16 protein-coding genes and 1 pseudogene are annotated in these 16929 nt (G+C 45.4%); 4 read left to right on the forward strand and 13 right to left on the reverse strand.

What is annotated here, in order from left to right:
• Positions 1–111: 111 nt before the first annotated feature.
• The 8 genes and pseudogenes from QUA40_RS05520 to petB all read right to left on the reverse strand — a co-directional run bounded on the left by QUA40_RS05520 (position 112) and on the right by petB (position 10150).
• Entirely contained in the window at positions 112–657 is a 546-nt protein-coding gene (locus tag QUA40_RS05520) for a hypothetical protein (protein WP_333122551.1), read from the reverse strand.
• A gap of 211 nt (positions 658–868) precedes the next feature.
• Complete coding sequence (locus QUA40_RS05525) at positions 869–2230, reverse strand: cytochrome 450 (protein ID WP_333122553.1); 1362 nt, start codon at positions 2228–2230, stop codon at positions 869–871.
• Positions 2231–2670: 440 nt separating this feature from the next.
• Positions 2671–2910: a hypothetical protein gene (locus tag QUA40_RS05530; protein WP_333122556.1), complete on the reverse strand. Its 240-nt coding sequence runs from the start codon at positions 2908–2910 to the stop codon at positions 2671–2673.
• Between the two features lie 45 nt (positions 2911–2955).
• Positions 2956–4137 carry a restriction endonuclease subunit S gene (locus tag QUA40_RS05535; protein WP_333122559.1) on the reverse strand — a complete coding sequence of 394 codons (1182 nt, stop codon included), beginning with the start codon at positions 4135–4137 and terminating at the stop codon, positions 2956–2958.
• On the reverse strand, positions 4134–5948 hold the full coding sequence (locus tag QUA40_RS05540; protein WP_333122562.1) for a class I SAM-dependent DNA methyltransferase: 1815 nt from the start codon (positions 5946–5948) through the stop codon (positions 4134–4136). Before QUA40_RS05540 ends, QUA40_RS05535 begins: the two co-directional genes overlap by 4 nt.
• A gap of 6 nt (positions 5949–5954) precedes the next feature.
• Positions 5955–8336, reverse strand: a pseudogene (hsdR, locus tag QUA40_RS28945) (EcoAI/FtnUII family type I restriction enzme subunit R).
• A gap of 479 nt (positions 8337–8815) precedes the next feature.
• Complete coding sequence (gene petD, locus QUA40_RS05555; protein WP_333122563.1) at positions 8816–9298, reverse strand: cytochrome b6-f complex subunit IV; 483 nt, start codon at positions 9296–9298, stop codon at positions 8816–8818.
• 183 nt (positions 9299–9481) lie between these two features.
• On the reverse strand, positions 9482–10150 hold the full coding sequence (gene petB, locus QUA40_RS05560) for a cytochrome b6 (protein WP_172190423.1): 669 nt from the start codon (positions 10148–10150) through the stop codon (positions 9482–9484).
• 588 nt (positions 10151–10738) lie between these two features.
• Between petB and ctpA the strand changes: the two genes are divergently transcribed.
• A complete protein-coding gene (ctpA, locus tag QUA40_RS05565; RefSeq protein ID WP_333122565.1) occupies positions 10739–11977 on the forward strand; it encodes a carboxyl-terminal processing protease CtpA in 1239 nt (412 codons plus the stop codon).
• A 227-nt stretch (positions 11978–12204) separates the two neighbouring features.
• On the opposite strand, the gene QUA40_RS05570 is transcribed toward ctpA, so the two are convergent.
• Positions 12205–12621 carry a slr1601 family putative cell division protein gene (locus QUA40_RS05570; RefSeq protein ID WP_333122568.1) on the reverse strand — a complete coding sequence of 139 codons (417 nt, stop codon included), beginning with the start codon at positions 12619–12621 and terminating at the stop codon, positions 12205–12207.
• Between the two features lie 285 nt (positions 12622–12906).
• Positions 12907–13002: a photosystem I reaction center subunit XII gene (gene psaM, locus QUA40_RS05575; RefSeq protein ID WP_015174804.1), complete on the reverse strand. Its 96-nt coding sequence runs from the start codon at positions 13000–13002 to the stop codon at positions 12907–12909.
• Between the two features lie 41 nt (positions 13003–13043).
• Between psaM and QUA40_RS05580 the strand changes: the two genes are divergently transcribed.
• Complete coding sequence (locus QUA40_RS05580; RefSeq protein WP_333122571.1) at positions 13044–13244, forward strand: hypothetical protein; 201 nt, start codon at positions 13044–13046, stop codon at positions 13242–13244.
• Positions 13245–13339: 95 nt separating this feature from the next.
• Positions 13340–14110 carry a TerC family protein gene (locus QUA40_RS05585; protein WP_333122573.1) on the forward strand — a complete coding sequence of 257 codons (771 nt, stop codon included), beginning with the start codon at positions 13340–13342 and terminating at the stop codon, positions 14108–14110.
• A gap of 398 nt (positions 14111–14508) precedes the next feature.
• Here the strand turns inward: QUA40_RS05585 and QUA40_RS05590 are convergent, their stop codons facing one another.
• From QUA40_RS05590 to QUA40_RS05600, 3 genes are all read right to left on the reverse strand, one after another.
• Entirely contained in the window at positions 14509–15084 is a 576-nt protein-coding gene (locus QUA40_RS05590) for a TMEM175 family protein (RefSeq protein ID WP_333122575.1), read from the reverse strand.
• 86 nt (positions 15085–15170) lie between these two features.
• Positions 15171–15389, reverse strand: coding sequence for a hypothetical protein (locus tag QUA40_RS05595; protein ID WP_333122577.1), 219 nt, complete (start codon positions 15387–15389; stop codon positions 15171–15173).
• Between the two features lie 75 nt (positions 15390–15464).
• A complete protein-coding gene (locus QUA40_RS05600; RefSeq protein WP_333122579.1) occupies positions 15465–16679 on the reverse strand; it encodes a restriction endonuclease in 1215 nt (404 codons plus the stop codon).
• A 70-nt stretch (positions 16680–16749) separates the two neighbouring features.
• Between QUA40_RS05600 and QUA40_RS05605 the strand changes: the two genes are divergently transcribed.
• On the forward strand, positions 16750–16914 hold the full coding sequence (locus tag QUA40_RS05605; RefSeq protein WP_333122581.1) for a hypothetical protein: 165 nt from the start codon (positions 16750–16752) through the stop codon (positions 16912–16914).
• Positions 16915–16929 lie beyond the last annotated feature (15 nt).

Below are 16929 nucleotides of genomic sequence, written 5' to 3' on the forward strand. Positions count from 1 at the left end.
TTGCTCAACAATAGCTCAAAACTACTATTCTGCTTTTTCTGAGCATTTATACTTATTGCAAAAGTGACACGCTCCCTAATTAAGCGGGGTTTGTAGTTTTTTTTAAAATTTTCACTTTTTGGCAATGATTAAACAATCACTGTCAACTTTAGACAGCATATCTGGAAACGCTGATGTGTAGTTGCCATCTTTGTCTACAATCCTGCGGAGTATATATCCGCTCTCAGCAGGTCTGCCGAAAAACGAGTTTGTGCGATGCCAGATATCTCCATTCGGAGTGTTCGGATCTCGATCGATCAAAAAATCTACAAGCCATTGTGGCACAGACCATCCAAACACTATCGGCGTGATGTGCCCGTGCTGCAAAGTTGCATCAGAGAATCGGAACAAGTAAGTGATCCGAGAAAATTTGACTAAATAAAGTAACATCCGTCCCGCCATTGATGAATGAAATGTCCAGATAACAGGGTCAAAAACGCGCAGCAATAACGTCCGTTCGTCAGCATTCCATTCTGAACTGTACATCGTTAAACAATGGTCGGGGAGACCGTTTCCGTCCATAAAGAAGATACCTTGCAGGACTTCGGGTAACTGGGCTGGATGTTCTACTTTCATCCAATTAGCGATTTCTTTTAGTTGCTTTGTTTCGATTAACATGGTATTATTTATTCTCAAAAAGATTTGTGATTTCGTGTCCTGTTAGATACCCCTTTTATTTCTTAGTCCCTCGCTCGATCGCACGAGAGCTTGTCTAGGATGGGTTTCAACCGCGCAGTCTCATAGCAGTTTTCAACCGGATGAAATACAGCTTTAGACATGGCTTGGCCAAAGTCCCTACCGGATATCTACGATCGAGCTTTGGGATTAATTACCCCGGCAAATTCGGCTCAGAAGCTCGTCGCACTTTGCCTACCGTACTCACGACATCCACCAGCATCTTGAGTGCGATGTCTTTAGCGGGGCAAATCCGTCCCGCACTCCGATCGCCCACCGAATGAAATCCCATATGAAAAGGGCACAGATTCTCCCGCTTAGGGTTGAATTCGTATACCGTAGAACCCCAGAAACTGCCGTCTAGCAGCCCCAGACTCAGCGGTATCAGTACCTTGGTTCCGGCAGGGAAAGTGCGCTCTTTGCCCGCTACCGTTGCGGTGAAAGGCTCTGTCGCCACTCGGTGGGTAGCGCTGACGGGGGCCCAGAGGCGGGCGCATTCCAGGAGGAAGAGCTCGATCGACTGGCGATCGTCCAAATCGAGATCGTCCCAAAAGTCAGTCGGGTTAATTTCGGCCGTCTGCTGTCCTTTATAGGCGGGGAGAGCGCGATATCCCATTGCCGTGTAGCCTAGGTGCAGGGGGCCTTGCAGTCCCGCTATGGCCATAATCGATGTCATCAGCTTTGCCAATTCCCGCTTAGTCATGCCGTTGTTTTCCGAGCTCTCCTCGAAGTCGGCTAAAGCTGGGGAATTTTCATAGATAGTTGCTGCACGCTCGATTAGAGTGGACAAATCACCGTGTCCAAATAGGTTGAGGCTTTGCAGCAGGTTGCCGATGACGGCGAAGTAGTGCAGCGGGCTTTGGCGGGTGTAATGTAATTCGGTGAGGAGTTCGATCGACTCTGAATTGTCTGGATTAATCCCAAAGATGACGTAGTGCAGGTATCGGACTAAAAATCCCATCCAACCGCGCTTGACATCTGTAAAAAACGCTCCCCCCGCACCGTGGGACATCTCGGCATAATCTGCGGCTAGCCGATCGAGCAACCGTCTGCTGATTTCGTCTCCCTGGCGATCCGTTGTGGCACTGTTGAACAGATATTTCTGCATACAGCTTCGGAATGCTGCGTGGTTGCTGCTACCATCAGTTTCACGATCGGACAAAGACAGCAGGAAAAGGTTTCTGCCGCCTACATCTTGGTTGGGGGCGCTATCGGGATCGAGTACAGAAGTACCAAGCCGCCATCCGCGCGCCTGGGGCGATGTGAGTGCTTTTTCTAGGGTGTCAAACTCTCCCATCACGACTTGCCCCGCGCAGCAAAAGTTGGCTCCGAAAGCCAGCCGTTTTATCTGCAAATACGTGGGTTCGTTGGCAATCAAACCCTCAATCAGGGCGATCGGCGGTAGCATCGTTTTGCTGAGACTTTCTTCCGGGTTTTGCAAAGCCCAAGCCTGAAACTCGTTTAGAGCCGGGTTCATCAGCGATGAGAAAATAGTATCTAAATTTAGGTTCATCATAATTCCTCCGAGAATCCTTCGCCATAACCCGCTTTGCACTTAGGAGCAAGAGGGTATAGAGTGGCAATTGAGCGGGTATTGAATCCCGCTTAAATGCACAAATCAGTATGTATAACTATAGCCATCTTTATTGTAAACGCAGTGGCAATATAGATATAGTTTTACTGAATATGTCTGCGCCAAAGTCTAACCTTGTCCCGGAGAATTGGTGTAATTTATAACAATTCTTGGTAAATATATCTACTCTCTGCTTCTCAACTATTAGCCCCAATCTCTGAGGGTCGCAGATAACTACGGCGATCTGCGATTACTTGCTATTAGATTGAGCCAAAATCGGCGACACTAATCAGACTGGACGATACCCCCTTCAAAGAAGCTAAGACTTCTCCGGTTGCCGCCAACCGAATTAAGGTTGCACTGCCATTTTGAGAAATCGCCAATTAGGAGAAAGTAATGCCACTGGCGAGTGTTAGCAAATCTTTGCCATCTTCAAAATCGGCGATCGTATCGATTCCATAATTGGCAGATAATAGGAAGCGATCGTTCTCATTTCGCTCTATCAAATTATCATTTCCCATTTCACCGCTGAGAAAATCTTCGCCATCACCGCCAAGCAGGATATCGTTAGATGTGTCTGTATTTTCTGTGATCGGACTCTCGATCGTTGCTGATTTCTGCATTTGTTTACAAAGTGTCTCGTTTGCAAGTATCTTGCTTTTATCGATTTACAATTCTCCTTTAAACGCTTTGTCCAGGATAGATGGCAGCAGGGCATCTAGTTCGGCGGCAGTTTCTGCTTGCAGTCGCTTGAGTGCATCTACTTTGGTTTGGAGGTTGTCGAGGTAGGCAACGATGCGATGTTGTTCCTCTAGGGGAGGAAGATTAAACGGTGCTGAACGAATGACACCTAATCCTAATGTTGGAACACCAGAGTTGGGATTCATTATACCCATAAGATAGTCAATAAAGGCTGAACTTTTGGTGTAATAAAGCAAGTATTTAGGCAAGAGTTTATTTTGTTCTGGTTGAATCACACATAAAGTATGAGTCATTGCTAGTTTTATATTAGCAGGGTGTAGTCGAGCATAACCAATTTTGCCTTTTCTTGAAAAAATAACATCCCCTTCCCCAACTCCAAATCGTCCAAGAGTATCTTCATAAAATGATACGGGTACGCGCCTTGCCTTTACTGTACTAATTGCATCTTCCCCTACAAAGTCAACAGTTGAAATTATTGGTACACCATCTTCGATATAAATTGGGTAACGGTGTGAGGGATTAGGGTCAATAACTGTACATACTTTGCCTAATTCTATAGAATCAATTGTAGGTGAGAAAAATTTTTGTAAGGAAGCTTTAATAATTAATTGATTTTCCTCAGCACTCTGCCACCGCAGCCCCCGCGCCTCCTCCACCTTACCGGCAAGTTCCTCTATCCGTGCCACAATGCGCCGCTGCTCGTCTAGGGGGGGTAGGGGGATTTGCATAGAAAGAAATTTAGATTCATCTAAGTAACGACGATTGGTAGTGCCATCACTTGCTTTAATGCAAAACTCAACAAAAAGAGGAGTATGAGTTAAATAGTTAAAATATTTAGTATCGAGAAGCTTATAATTGACATCAAAAGCCCAAAAGTTACCTGTAATAATTGCACCATCACATTCTTTTGGTAAAATTCCAAAAGCACTATTACGAGCATCTATTTTAGAAAGTACCAACTGACCTGCTTTTGCTATAAATTGCTTTTTGGTGCCTATTTCACTACCTGAAACACAATCACGCATCACGACTCCATGATTATTCATTCGTATAGTTATTCTTTTGTAAGTCTCAAATTCTTCAATATTAATTGAATCTTTATGGCGAAATAAAAGTTTATTAAGTGGCATCATCACAAGCTTTTTCATCTTTTTTTCAACAGCTCACTCTTAATTTCACCTAAAATATCTAAAATCCGCTGCTCTTTTGCCCAAATATCAGCAACTAATTGTTCTGGCGGTAAATGCTCAAAATCATCGAGAACATTAGGGTTTTTCTTGTCTAGGTTGAAAATAGCCCAGTAAATTGCATCCCCCTTAGCCTGAAAATCCTTAGAAATTTGGCGCTGCTGCTGTTCCTCTTGTCGCGTTTCGGCTTGCTTGTCCTTAAGTAGTTTAATTTGTACTTTCTCAGCTTTAATTTGGTCAGGTGGAGCAAAGTCAAGAATAGAGGTGTTGAGCGTTTGGATTTGCCCGTCTAACTCCTTGACTTTTTTGGCGCACAGGTTGGCGATCGTCTCAGATTCTCTAGCAGCATCCCAATGGGGCTGCGCTTCAGCCTTGGCTTTGTCGTAAGTTTCCCTAAAGTTGTACTTCCAGGCGCGATCGCTTTCTTCGCGATTGTTCCACCAGCCTAAACACTCGCTAAACTCATCATCTTGAATTGGCTTAGTTTTGCTGTAATTCTTGCGACCATCTGTAATGGTTAATTCATAATACCAAATATCCTCAGTAGCCCCAGAAGCATCAAAAAATAACAAATTGGTTGGGATGCCGGTATAAGGTGCAAAGACTCCATTAGGCAATCTAACAATTGTGTGTAAGTTAAACTCAGTCAGCAACTTTTCTTTAACTTTAGCGCAAAGACCATCACCGAATAAAGTGCCATTTGGTACAACAATTCCCGCCCGTCCCAGTTGAGGATGGCGTTTGAGCAAGCGCATAATTAACTGTATAAATAACAGAGTTGTCTCGCTTGTCTGCAATTCTGGGGGGAAATTTTCTTTAATTTTGGATTCTTCCTCACCTCCAAACGGCGGATTAGTCAGAATAATATCAACTTGGTCTTTAACACCTATTTGGTTAATCGCTCTAGCTAAACTATTTTTCCTTTCAACGTCTGGGTACTCAACGCCGTGCAATAGCAAATTCATTTGAGCCAGCATAAATGGCAAAGGCTTGGCTTCAATTCCAGATAAACTTGATTGCAGAATTTCCCAATCTTTAGGTTGACATTGTGCCTTGAGATGTTCGTAAGCTTCTACCAAAAACCCAGCCGTGCCACAAGCCGGGTCATGGATAGTTTCACCCAGTTGCGGGTTAAGAACTTTCACCATAAACCGCACTACCGGCCGGGGCGTGTAGAACTCGCCGGAATCCCCCGCAGCGTCGCGCATCTCTTTGAGCATAGACTCGTAGAGGTTGCTGAGGATGTTCACTTCTTCTGAGTTATCGAAGTGAATATCATTAACCTTATTCACCACATCTCGCAGCAATGCGCCGCTAATCATGCGGTTGGTGACATCGTTAAAAACTTGGCGGATTACATCTTTGCGATCGCGCCCCGTCGCACTTTGAAGACTCCGCAAATAAGCGAACAAACCAGGGCTTTTTGTCCCGTCCCGCAGCGTTACCTCATCATTGTTAATGAATTTGAGCAAGTCATCGCCGCTCATCCCTTCATCATCAGCAGCCCAATCTCGCCAGCGGTAAGGCGATTCAATTAGCGGTTTGTACTTATCAACTTTTCCCTCTAAAAAAGCTTCTTCTTCTCTGACTTTTTCTGCATCATCTAATAGTTTAAGAAAAAGAATCCAAGTAAATTGGGGCAAACGGTCTAACTCCCCATTCATTCCCTTATCTTTCCGCATGATATCTCGTGCAGACTTAATGACACTTCCGAGACGTTGAGCGGTGGTAACGGGTTTACTGTCACCGTTTGTTTTTGTGCGTTTGACCATGAATAATTAAGCTGTGTATAACAAAGTTTGTAACTGCTCGACTGCCTGCTTCAATTTATCTGCCCCGCCAAATTTAGCGGCAATTTCCCGCACATTGCCATACTTCTCAACCGCTTTCACCTTCAGAGATGCTGGCATTATCAACTGCTGCGGCCCACCTTGAGCGTAACCGTCCAGCAGAATTTCCAGGATTGCTTTAGCATCAGCGCCGTATTGGTCAAAAAAGTCTTTTTTCTGACGTTTTAGCCGTTCTACTCGTTGCTGGCAAGTCATCACCGGCGTGTTAAACGCAATGTGACACAGTAAATCAAAGGGGTCTGCGTCGGGCTGATTGGTAACGGTTTTCAAGTCCTCAAAGTCAATGCCTCTTTCTGCTAGCTGGTCAATAATTTGCGATCGCTCCTCTGGATTTACCCACCGCTGCTGAATTTCCAGAGCAGAGCGGTAGAGGATACGGACTTGTTCTTTGGTATAGTCTACCAGCTTGAAGGAACGAAGCCGATTGCCGTTGGGGTCGAGTTCATAAACTATTTCGCCGATGACTTCGCACTGACCCCCATCAAAGTAATATTTGCGGGGTGGTATCTCGTCATCATCAGGCACACCAGTAAAGCCACGAGGGGCAGCGCCTTCAATGGGTTCAACTTCATCCACTTCTGGCTGTTGTGGTTCAATGACTTGCTGGCTACCCTCAACCGTTTGCCCTTCATCGTTCATCGCCTCAATTTCAATCAAAGCCGGTTCGCCGTCAAACTCTGGATCGGCAAACAAGCGGGTGCTGTGGGTGTAGTCGAGGATATTGAAGAACAGCTTGCCGTTATCTTCATCTACACGGGTGCCGCGCCCAACAATCTGTTTAAAGTCAGTCATCGATCGAATGACCCGCACCAGAACAATGTTTTTGCAGGTGGGAATGTCCACGCCCGTTGTCAGCAGCCTGGATGTCACTGCGATCGCAGGTGTCTGGGTGAGTACATCTTTGAATTTGTAAAGCTGCGATTTCCCTGTATCGCCCGCTGCTGCGGTCACGCGACATACATAATCGGGATGTTGTCTTGTCAAGTCAGCGTTGAGGTTGTTGAGCGCTGCCACCATTTCCAAGACGTGCTCTTCATCCAAACAAAAGACGATCGTTTTGCCAAAGCGGTCAGTTTTCTTGAGGAAGTCTGTAATGTGTCGCGCGATCGCTTGCGTCCTGACTTTGAGAGCCACAGCCCGCTCAAAATCTCCTGTCTGGTATTCTTCATCGGGAATGGTGCGCCCGTAGCGGTCAAGGTCATCAGAGTTTGGTCGCCACCCCAAAGCATCGTAGCTGGTAGTAACGCGATGCACCCGATAAGGCGCTAAAAACCCATCTTCAATACCTTGGGCTAAGGAGTAGGTGTAAAGCGGATTGCTGAAATATCGGTAAGTATCAATGTTGTCATCACGCAGCGGAGTAGCTGTCAGCCCCAACTGATAAGCAGGACTGAAGTATTCAAGGATTTCCCGCCAGTTGCTATCATCCCGTGCACTTCCTCGATGACACTCATCAATCACAATCAAATCAAAGAAACCTCAGCTATATTCTCGATATAAACCCGGCTTGTTTTTATCTTTAGCAATTGCTTGATAAATGGCAAAATATATCTCGCGACTCTTGACCGATTCCCCTTGAATTTTATGAATAATATCCTCTGGAAAAGCTGAGAAATCTTTTAGCATTGGGTCATCAACTAGGATATTCCGGTCTGCTAAAAATAGAATCCTGGGTTTGCGGTGTTCGTCGGTTGCATTCCAGCCAAGATTCCACAACATTTGGCAGATTTGAAATGCAACAGTAGTTTTGCCCGTCCCAGTGGCGAGGGTTAGCAGCAAGCGTTTTTGGCCGCTGAGGATAGCTTTGAGGGCTCGGTGAATGGCGATGCGCTGGTAATAGCGAGGGATTTTCCCACCCGTCAAATCAAAGGGTGTCAGCAGTTCCTCTGCTATTTCATCGCTCAATCCCTCAGATTGCCTTAACCTTGCCCAAAGTTCATTAGGGCTGGGAAACGAGTCCATCTGGGTAATTAACCCAGTTGTGTAGTCAAATTCATATATGCTCTCACCATTCGTAGAGTAAGCAAACTTTAAGCCTAAAACTTCAGCATATTTCTTAGCTTGTTGCAATCCATCCTGAGCGTGTTTGTATTTCCGTTTTGCTTCAACCACAGCTAAAGGAAAATCGCGAGTGTAACAAAGAAGATAATCAGCAAATAGACGTTGGCGGCGGCGGACTTTTCCCCCCGTTATCAAAATCCGACCCGCATCAATGTAATACTGCTCTGTCAGAAAATGAGGCTCTTTATCCCATTCTATAAGTTTGGGCAGAACGTATTTGCGACAAGTATCTGCTTCGTTTAGATTCATTATCTATTTTTGAGCAATTTAACTAATGATAAGCTATCATTTCAGTTTTGCCATATTACTGCATCAAGCTGTAATAACTTGTAACCTCAGCAATAGAGCGATCGCCCCAACAATATCCTCGATGTTCCTTACTTCAAAGTGTGCATATTGATAAGTAAGTAGCTACAAATAAACATTAGATGGTTCAGGCGGGTGAACTCACTCCTTTATTCGCTGGTATCATAGATATTAACTGGGACTCCCCCTTACAAAATACTCTTGTTTTGTTTGTGCTTATATAGTTAGATATATTTTATAATTCTGAATTTTATTGAATAAAGTTAGAGATTTAATTACCGATAATTATTAAATTTTAGAGCTAAAAATCCCAACTCTAAAATCTAAAATCTAAAATCAAATGACGCCCGCTAAAGTTTCCCACCAGTACAAAAGCACTTTACCGGAAACCCGCGGGCGTCGAAATCAAGCAAGCTTAAATCTTAGAAAAGACCCAGCGTGAAAGATTTGTCGATCGGGAAAATAGCACCAATACCCAACCACAGAGTGAACACAGTTCCCAAGAGGAAAACAGTAGTAGCAACAGGGCGGCGGAACGGATTTTGAAACTTGTTAACACTCTCGATGAACGGAATCAAAATCAAGCCAAGGGGAACACCGGCCATGCAAGCAATACCCAACAATTTGTTAGGCAAAACGCGCAAAAGTTGGAACACAGGCCACAAATACCATTCCGGAAGAATTTCTAGCGGAGTAGCAAAAGGATTAGCCGGTTCTCCAACCAAAGCGGGGTCTAGTACGGCCAAACCCACGCACAGAGAAATCGTTCCCATGATTACTATAGGGAAAACGTAGAGCAAGTCATTAGGCCAAGCTGGTTCGCCGTAATAGTTGTGACCCATGCCCTTAGCGAGCTTAGCGCGGAGGTCTGGATCGCTCAAATCTGGTTTTTTGAGAATAGACATAGTAAGAGTGTTCTCCTTTTAGTTTTACCCGGGCCTGGGATTCCGCTGTATTCGTTAGTCTGAATCAGCGGTGCGATCGCAGGAAGTATTGGTCGTAAATAAATATCATGAGTGATGAATTCTGAATTTTCAACTCAAAATTCAGCGGGGGGCAAAAAAAATACCACCCCCACAACTCAAAACTTACAACGGGCCAGAGATACCTTGCTTGCGAATCATCAAGAAGTGAGCCAGCATGAACACTACAATCAGCCAAGGCAACACAAAAGTGTGCAAGCTGTAGTAGCGAGTCAAAGTACCTTGACCGACGCTGACACCGCCACGCAGCAGTTCAACCATCAAAGAGCCGACAAACGGGATGGCTTCGGGGACACCGGAAACGATTTTAACGGCCCAGTAACCGATTTGATCCCAAGGCAGCGAATAGCCGGTCACGCCGAAAGAAACAGTGATGACTGCCAAGATTACTCCTGTCACCCAGGTTAACTCGCGGGGCTTTTTGAAGCCGCCTGTCAGATAAACCCGGAAGGTGTGCAAAATCATCATCAGTACCATCATGCTGGCAGACCAGCGGTGGATGGAGCGGATCAGCCAGCCGAAATTCACTTCATTCATCAGGTATTGCACTGAAGAAAAAGCTTCTGCTACCGTGGGACGGTAATAGAAAGTCATGGCGAAGCCGGTGGCAAACTGGATCAGAAAGCAAACTAAAGTAATTCCGCCCAAGCAGTAGAAAATATTGACGTGCGGGGGTACGTACTTCGTAGTGATGTCATCAGCGAGCGCCTGAATTTCCAGGCGTTCCTCAAACCACTGGTAGGTTTTTGAGTCGGTGATTTGTTTAGAAAACATGGAGCCAGAATTCCTAAAAGAATATTGCTGTGGTTGAGGTTCAGGGCAGCAGCCACAAGGTTTTTTGTCGCCCCGCGCCGAGCAGCTTGCTTTTACTAGCAAATGCCTGAGGCTATTTTTTAAATTTGGAGCTGACGAAAGGAACTCTATTGTGCGATCGCCTGCAAGCCCTGGGAAACTAAGCGGTGGCTTGTCCCTACTCGCTGGCGTTGCCCGATCGAATTCCAGACTGTGATAAAAAATGTAACATAATTGCTGTGCAAATTTCACGCGAGCGAAGCTTTAGCCGAGTCTCAAATACCATGTTCTGCAAGCTCAACATCCGCCCCAAGCTGGCATACAGCCAAGACCACAGCCCAGGACCCAAATGCGAGCCTGCCACCGGGTCGCTGGGGCGTAAATTTTAATATTTATGATAAAACTTCACTCATTTTGCGATTAAATGTTACATTTAACTAATTTTTTGTTGGCGGCCGACGTTTGACGAATGCCGAATGCCTTGGGGAGAGTTAAATGCCCAAAAGCTTAAAAGCCTACAAACTTAAAATACAGGAGATGCAATACTTGCCTATCTTTTACAGAAAAATCATGCACAGACGAGTTTTCCAGATTGCTATTGTACTTTTCCTCCAAGTCGCCCTAGTTCTAGGCCCCTGGGCCGGGCCTGCGGCGGCGCTGACTCCTGAACAGCAGCTATTGAGCGAAGCTTGGCGAATTGTCAATCGCTCTTATGTGGACGACAGCTTCAACTCTCAAAACTGGTGGTTGATTCGCCAAAAAGCTGTCAAGGAACCGCTTAACGACAGACAGCAGACTTACACGGCGATTCAGGGGATGCTGGCGAATCTCGACGATCCGTTCACTCGACTGCTGAAACCCGAACAGTACCGCAGTTTGCAGGTCAACACTTCGGGAGAATTGACGGGAGTGGGGCTGCAAATTGCGATCGACCCCCAGACAAATGCCCTGACAGTGGTGGCTCCTTTGGCCGGCTCACCGGCAGATAAAGCTGGCATCCAACCCCTCGATCGCATTCTGAAAATTGACGGCACTCCTACCTCAGAATTGAGCCTAGACGAAGCAGCAACTCGAATGCGCGGCCGCATCGGCACTGCCGTTACCTTGACCTTGGGGCGCGACGGAAGGGACGTTGCTGAGGAAATTGAGCTAGTGCGCGATCGCATTGCTCTGAATCCGGTTTATGCCGAATTGCAGTCGGGGGCGGAGAATTTACCCGTAGGCTACATTCGCCTGAGTCAATTCAGCGCTAATGCCACTGAGGAGGTCGCTCACGCGATCGACCGCTTGGAAAAACAAGGAGCCGCCGCCTACATTCTCGACCTACGAAACAACCCGGGGGGACTGTTGCAAGCAGGGATTGAAATTGCCCGCCTGTGGCTCGATTCCGGGACGATCGTCTACACGGTGAACAGACAAGGAATTCTCGGCAGTTTTGAAGCCTCTGGACAAGCCATAACTAACGATCCACTGATTGTTTTGGTTAACAAGGGAACTGCCAGTGCTAGCGAAATTTTGGCGGGTGCGCTGCAAGATAACGGCAGAGCTCAACTGGTAGGAGAAAAGACTTTTGGCAAAGGACTGATTCAGTCGCTCTTTGATTTGTCTGACGGTTCTGGGTTAGCCGTGACTGTTGCTAAGTACGAGACACCTAACCATAAAGATATTAACAAGCTGGGGATTGCGCCCGATCGCGTAGTACCTTTGGAACCTATCGCGCGTGATCAGATTGGCACTGCCGCAGACTTGCAATATCAAGCTGCACTGCAACTACTGAAAGAAAAAACCGTGCTGGCAAAGTCAGTATAAGCCTGAGTTTGAAGTTTTGAGCTTGCAGCAGGGCCTCAATACACACATCTAAGTCTGTCTCTGCGTTTCGTTCGCAAGGACAGACAAGAATAATCCTAAAAACTGTTTTAACTCAAAACTGATATCACGTCCGACAGATTCATCTTTCATTCTTCGCTGTGCGAAGCAATGACATAAAAGAATGATGCACATCGGACGTGATATCAAAACCCAAAACTCCCCTTCCCTTAAGGTTGGGGGGTTGATTCCTCCGCTTCGGGTACCTCGGGTTCCTGCAAAATCACCGGACGCTGCTGGGGGTCAGCTTGGTTGCTTTGCTCTTGCATCACAGTTTTAGCCAGACTAGGGTCAAAGTAGCGGTTAAAGTCCGATCGCGACTGATTTACTCGCCCTTGGGTAAGATTGACTTCAGCTTGGATTTCGTGCAATTTTTCTTGCACCGCCCGGTAGTGAGGCCAAAGCTGAAGCAAAGCAGAAGTGGCACAGACTGAAAGTACCATGTTGACTGCCAACTTGACCCCTGTTTCGGCCGCGAGGGTTTGGTGAGGGTAAGAACGCTGGCGGCTGCTGCTGCGACGAGGAGTAACCCGAGGGGAGTTTTTTACAGGACGCAGTGGGGTAACGGTGGGTTGAATCGCTTGCATAATTTTTTTTCAAATACCTGAGACTGACGTTTTAGAGTTCCAAAGAGCAAATTCTGAGCTTAACGCACACTCGCCGCTGTTTGTCAGGGTGCTGACACCCAAAATTGTTGAGACAAAGGTGACGCGTGAAGACGGAATTTCCCCATAAAAATGCCTGCCCTTGCAGTCTCGTCTTGCTGAACACAAACAATCTACTGCACTGGGGCAGCAATTGTCTGTATCTGTAATGCAAGAGATTTAACTGGTCAGGCAGGCGTTTTGCGGTTCGCAACTGGTGTCTGGAAACTATTTGTACAGTTCAGTTGACAGCCGGAAAGCCAAGATTCCGGGAATCAAAGCAATTACGAGCGCTACGTAGACTTGGGTATCTGTTAAAGACATATTCGCAAAACTCCTTTTCGCGGGCACGAGCTTTCACCAATTTGAGACAAATTGGCACTTTTGGGAATCATTTGTTACAACTTGCAACACAAATGGTGCGTCCGGGGGGAGTGGCGCAGTGGCGCAGTGGCCCAGTGGCGCAGTTTGTGAGTGTCGGAGGGGGAGAATTTTTCCTTGTTTCCTGGGACTGCTTCCTTCGGACGTTGTTGGGACGATCGCCTCCCACAGAATTACCGCGTTAGGTTAAGATTTAAATGAAGGTGACACTAATGTTAGACAGAGCGGGTAATTTGCGCTGCGCTCAACCCTTGCCAATCTTAGGTGCACAAAATAGTTAATGGTAGATAAATTTCTCGAAACTTCGCCCAATGTTGGACTTGACGGCTTTTTATTATTGTTGGTTTTGGTGGCTTTGGAAGCTGTACTTTCGGCTGATAACGCGATCGCCTTGGCGTCTATTTCTAAAGGTTTAGAAGATGCCCAGGAACAGCAAAAGGCTCTCAACTGGGGTTTGATAATTGCTTTTGTACTGCGGATATCACTAATTTTAACGGCTACTTGGGTGATCCAATACTGGCAGTTTGAACTGCTTGGTGCTCTCTACTTGCTGTGGCTTGTTTTCCAACATTTTACTTCAGATACAGACACCGAAGGAGAACATCATGGGCCCAGATTTGCCTCTGTGTGGGAAGCAATTCCCATGATTGCTTTTACGGATTTAGCGTTTTCATTGGATAGCGTTACTACTGCGATCGCTGTTTCTGACAACACTTTTATCATCGTAAGCGGCGCTACTATTGGAATTATTGCCCTGCGATTCATGGCCGGATTGTTCATCCGCTGGCTGGATGAGTTCGTTAACCTAGAAAGTGCTGGTTACATCACAGTTGGGTTCGTGGGACTGCGGTTGTTGGTGAAAGTAATTAATCCGGATTTAGTTCCTCCGCAATGGCTGCTAGTTTCCAGTATAGTCTTGATGTTTGTGTGGGGATTTTCTAAGCGCTCTGCAGAGCCAGTGGAGATTGCAAAATCTAGAGAAATTTCTCTCAATCAGCCCGATTCAGAAGTGGCCGTGCCGGAACCGCAAGGACAGAAGTCCGAAATTTAACATAGTTTCATCAGAATAAAATTAGCTTAAATCTGTCAAACCAACAAAATTGAAGGCAGGTTAAAACGTGCAAAAGCCTTTCATGCCGGCGACTTTAGTCCGGGGATGAAAGGCTTTTATTTTGTAATATCCTTTTATTCACTACGCGATCGACCTGATCGGAGTGGAGTTAGGCGTATGGGAAGGCAGTTATCAAACAGGACTTACGCAGGCACACTATCTGTAGGCTGCACGCATAAAAAACAACGCTAGTAATTGAGCCAATATTGGGTCACAAGTTGGTCTAGATTTCTCAACAACCGTATAAGTACGATCGCACTTTTAGTTTATTTGTTGGAGATGTTTATTGGTAAAGCGAAGTGTTAGCTGGCGGGCGATGGCTTTTGGGGGAACCTTTTTCACGCATTCAGAGTTCTCTCAATACGCCGATCGGGGATAAGCCACATGATCGCAACTAAAACATAAAGCATGAAAGCCAACCATGAGTTGACAAATGAAAGCAGGATTGCTACGGTATAAATCAGCACTGATACTTTACCCTTAAAGTCTCGCCCAAGTGCAATTGCCAGAGTGGAATCTTTACCGTGGTGAGAAATAAGGACACGAGTAAGAATGAAGTAAGCGATCGCAGCAAACAACAGCACTGTGCCATAAAGCGCAACTGGCCAGGCTGCGAAGTGGTTCTCGCCTGTCCAGCCAGTGACAAAGGGAATGAGCGACAACCAGAACAGCAGATGCAGATTAGCCCACAAAACACTACCATTGACCTGCCGAGCCGCCTGTAACAAGTGATGGTGGTTGTTCCAGTAGATACCAAGATAAATAAAACTGAGTACATAGCTCAGAAATACTGGAACTAGCGGACGCAGTGCAGCTAAATCAGCTTCATGGGGCACTTTCAATTCCAGCACCATAATGGTGATGAGAATGGCGATTACACCATCGCTGAATGCTTCTAACCTGCCTTTATCCATTTTTCTATATCCTCCTTTTCTGCTGGCGCTGCCGATCGCTTCTCTTTCCAACAATAACTTAGCATAAGGTCGGTTGCAGTGATGTGTTATACCGCTCGGCTATCGCTTGCACTTAGCCACAAAGTCAACCATTTTGCTTGCCTAATCTCGGCTGAAAACAGATAACCTTTGATTTCACCAAGTGCCTCTTGAATGATTTCATCACTCACACCATCACGCTTCAAACTGGCAATAAGTGCAGAGATTGTATCCTCTTCTAGACGCTCGATATCGGGGCGAAGTCCTTGTCCAATGTAGACACGCACTAATGGCTGATAACCAGAAAATCCACGTAATGGCGAAACTCGCTAGAGTTGTTAGACAGCTTCAACGAATATGCTCTATCGCAAACCAAACTCTGCAACCAAGGCTGGAGTTGAAGCTAGAATTGTTTCAAGGTGACTTTCTGGCCATAACTCAATTGTCATTGCAGAGTCGGATTGATTGTGTCGCTCAGTGTAATTAACAGCATCAGCCGTAAAGCGTCCTGTTGTCGCAATTATTAAACTATCTACTCTCGGTGGTTCCCAAAGTTTCACTTGATCCTTAGTTGTGCTGATATCTGGTAAAGAAATGCTTTTACTGAGCCAATGTTTGCATTGAATAATAGCTCTTCTGCGGATGACTCCGCTGAATCGATCTCGGTTAACCCTATAAACAGATAAATCACGACCGCGATCTGGGGCATTAGTATGCATTAACCATTGAGGATTTTCATAGTTTTCATCGGAAGTAATCAACCTAAATATTAGACGTTCAAAATCTTCTGCAGATAAGTTTTTCCAATTTAATTGAGTTAGAACAGAACCAGAAGTATTTGATAAAATAAGTTCAGAGAGATCAGTTACTCCCACGGGAATTGGCTCGTTTTCAGCATATCGTGGCGTTAGTAGACCTTCCTTTACTGATGGCCAGTCGAAAGTAATAATATCTCTAAAATCTCCTATCTCTCCGTAGTAGAGATGACGCTTCATATCTCCCCACCTTGAAGGGCGCGGTACGCTACTACCAAGCAATACATCTATTTGTTGTATTTTGTCACTAAGTAATTGCCAGTCGGCTGGCTCTTGGATTTTTACAATCACTGCCCTACTTTCAACTCTTCCAACGGTTTCATCATCTACAGGGTATGTTTTTTGAAGTTTATCAAGCAGTTTATCGATTTCATTAATAGTTTGGTCAACTAGGTTATGGATAACTTTTCTTCGCTTTTGAGCGAAGTAAAATCTATACTTTCGCAGTTCTTTTCCTCCCTTTTCAATTTCACCCTCTACTTCTATTTGAATATGTATTTCCCCACTTTCACGTGCATCTAGACGAGATTGAGCTATTTCATCTAGCTCCCAAGGCAATGCAGTTGGTTTCCAGCCATCAATCAACGGTAATTCTACAAGTAACTGTTTGTATGAACGACAAGCGTCTTCATAAACAGGATTGGCGCCGAACACAATGTCGCTAGGTATATTCTTCTGCAACAAATTCCATAATTTTTCGAGTTTGGCTAGATTAGCTTCTGCAGCTCCAAATTTACGCAAGGCATTATCTAATTGGCTCATAAAAAAAAGGTTTGACAATAAACAGTTGAATTCTTTACTAGAATAAACATTATTTTACCGTATATAATTTTTGTTTGTCAATCCTGAATCCCGATCGCACTTCAGTCAAAGTTTACCCATTTATCAAGATTTAGATAGTCGGAAAAATTTAGTTCGCCCTTGTCTTGAAGAAGTTTCATCGGAACGATCGACCATATCCATGCAGCCGGACTCGATCGAACTTGCGTTAAACTAAGTCAGGTAAATGACT

This window comes from Microcoleus sp. Pol11C3 (assembly GCF_036701485.1).
Classification (GTDB): Bacteria; Cyanobacteriota; Cyanobacteriia; order Cyanobacteriales; family Microcoleaceae; genus Microcoleus.

What these genes read in the sequence shown, in the direction of transcription:
- QUA40_RS05520 (WP_333122551.1), bottom strand. Translation starts at nt 657, where the DNA reads ATGTTAATCGAAACAAAGCAACTAAAAGAAATCGCTAATTGGATGAAA.
- QUA40_RS05525 (WP_333122553.1), bottom strand. Translation starts at nt 2,230, where the DNA reads ATGATGAACCTAAATTTAGATACTATTTTCTCATCGCTGATGAACCCG.
- QUA40_RS05530 (WP_333122556.1), bottom strand. Translation starts at nt 2,910, where the DNA reads ATGCAGAAATCAGCAACGATCGAGAGTCCGATCACAGAAAATACAGAC.
- QUA40_RS05535 (WP_333122559.1), bottom strand. Translation starts at nt 4,137, where the DNA reads ATGAAAAAGCTTGTGATGATGCCACTTAATAAACTTTTATTTCGCCAT.
- QUA40_RS05540 (WP_333122562.1), bottom strand. Translation starts at nt 5,948, where the DNA reads ATGGTCAAACGCACAAAAACAAACGGTGACAGTAAACCCGTTACCACC.
- petD (WP_333122563.1), bottom strand. Translation starts at nt 9,298, where the DNA reads ATGTCTATTCTCAAAAAACCAGATTTGAGCGATCCAGACCTCCGCGCT.
- petB (WP_172190423.1), bottom strand. Translation starts at nt 10,150, where the DNA reads ATGTTTTCTAAACAAATCACCGACTCAAAAACCTACCAGTGGTTTGAG.
- ctpA (WP_333122565.1), top strand. Translation starts at nt 10,739, where the DNA reads ATGCACAGACGAGTTTTCCAGATTGCTATTGTACTTTTCCTCCAAGTC.
- QUA40_RS05570 (WP_333122568.1), bottom strand. Translation starts at nt 12,621, where the DNA reads ATGCAAGCGATTCAACCCACCGTTACCCCACTGCGTCCTGTAAAAAAC.
- psaM (WP_015174804.1), bottom strand. Translation starts at nt 13,002, where the DNA reads ATGTCTTTAACAGATACCCAAGTCTACGTAGCGCTCGTAATTGCTTTG.
- QUA40_RS05585 (WP_333122573.1), top strand. Translation starts at nt 13,340, where the DNA reads ATGGTAGATAAATTTCTCGAAACTTCGCCCAATGTTGGACTTGACGGC.
- QUA40_RS05590 (WP_333122575.1), bottom strand. Translation starts at nt 15,084, where the DNA reads ATGGATAAAGGCAGGTTAGAAGCATTCAGCGATGGTGTAATCGCCATT.
- QUA40_RS05600 (WP_333122579.1), bottom strand. Translation starts at nt 16,679, where the DNA reads ATGAGCCAATTAGATAATGCCTTGCGTAAATTTGGAGCTGCAGAAGCT.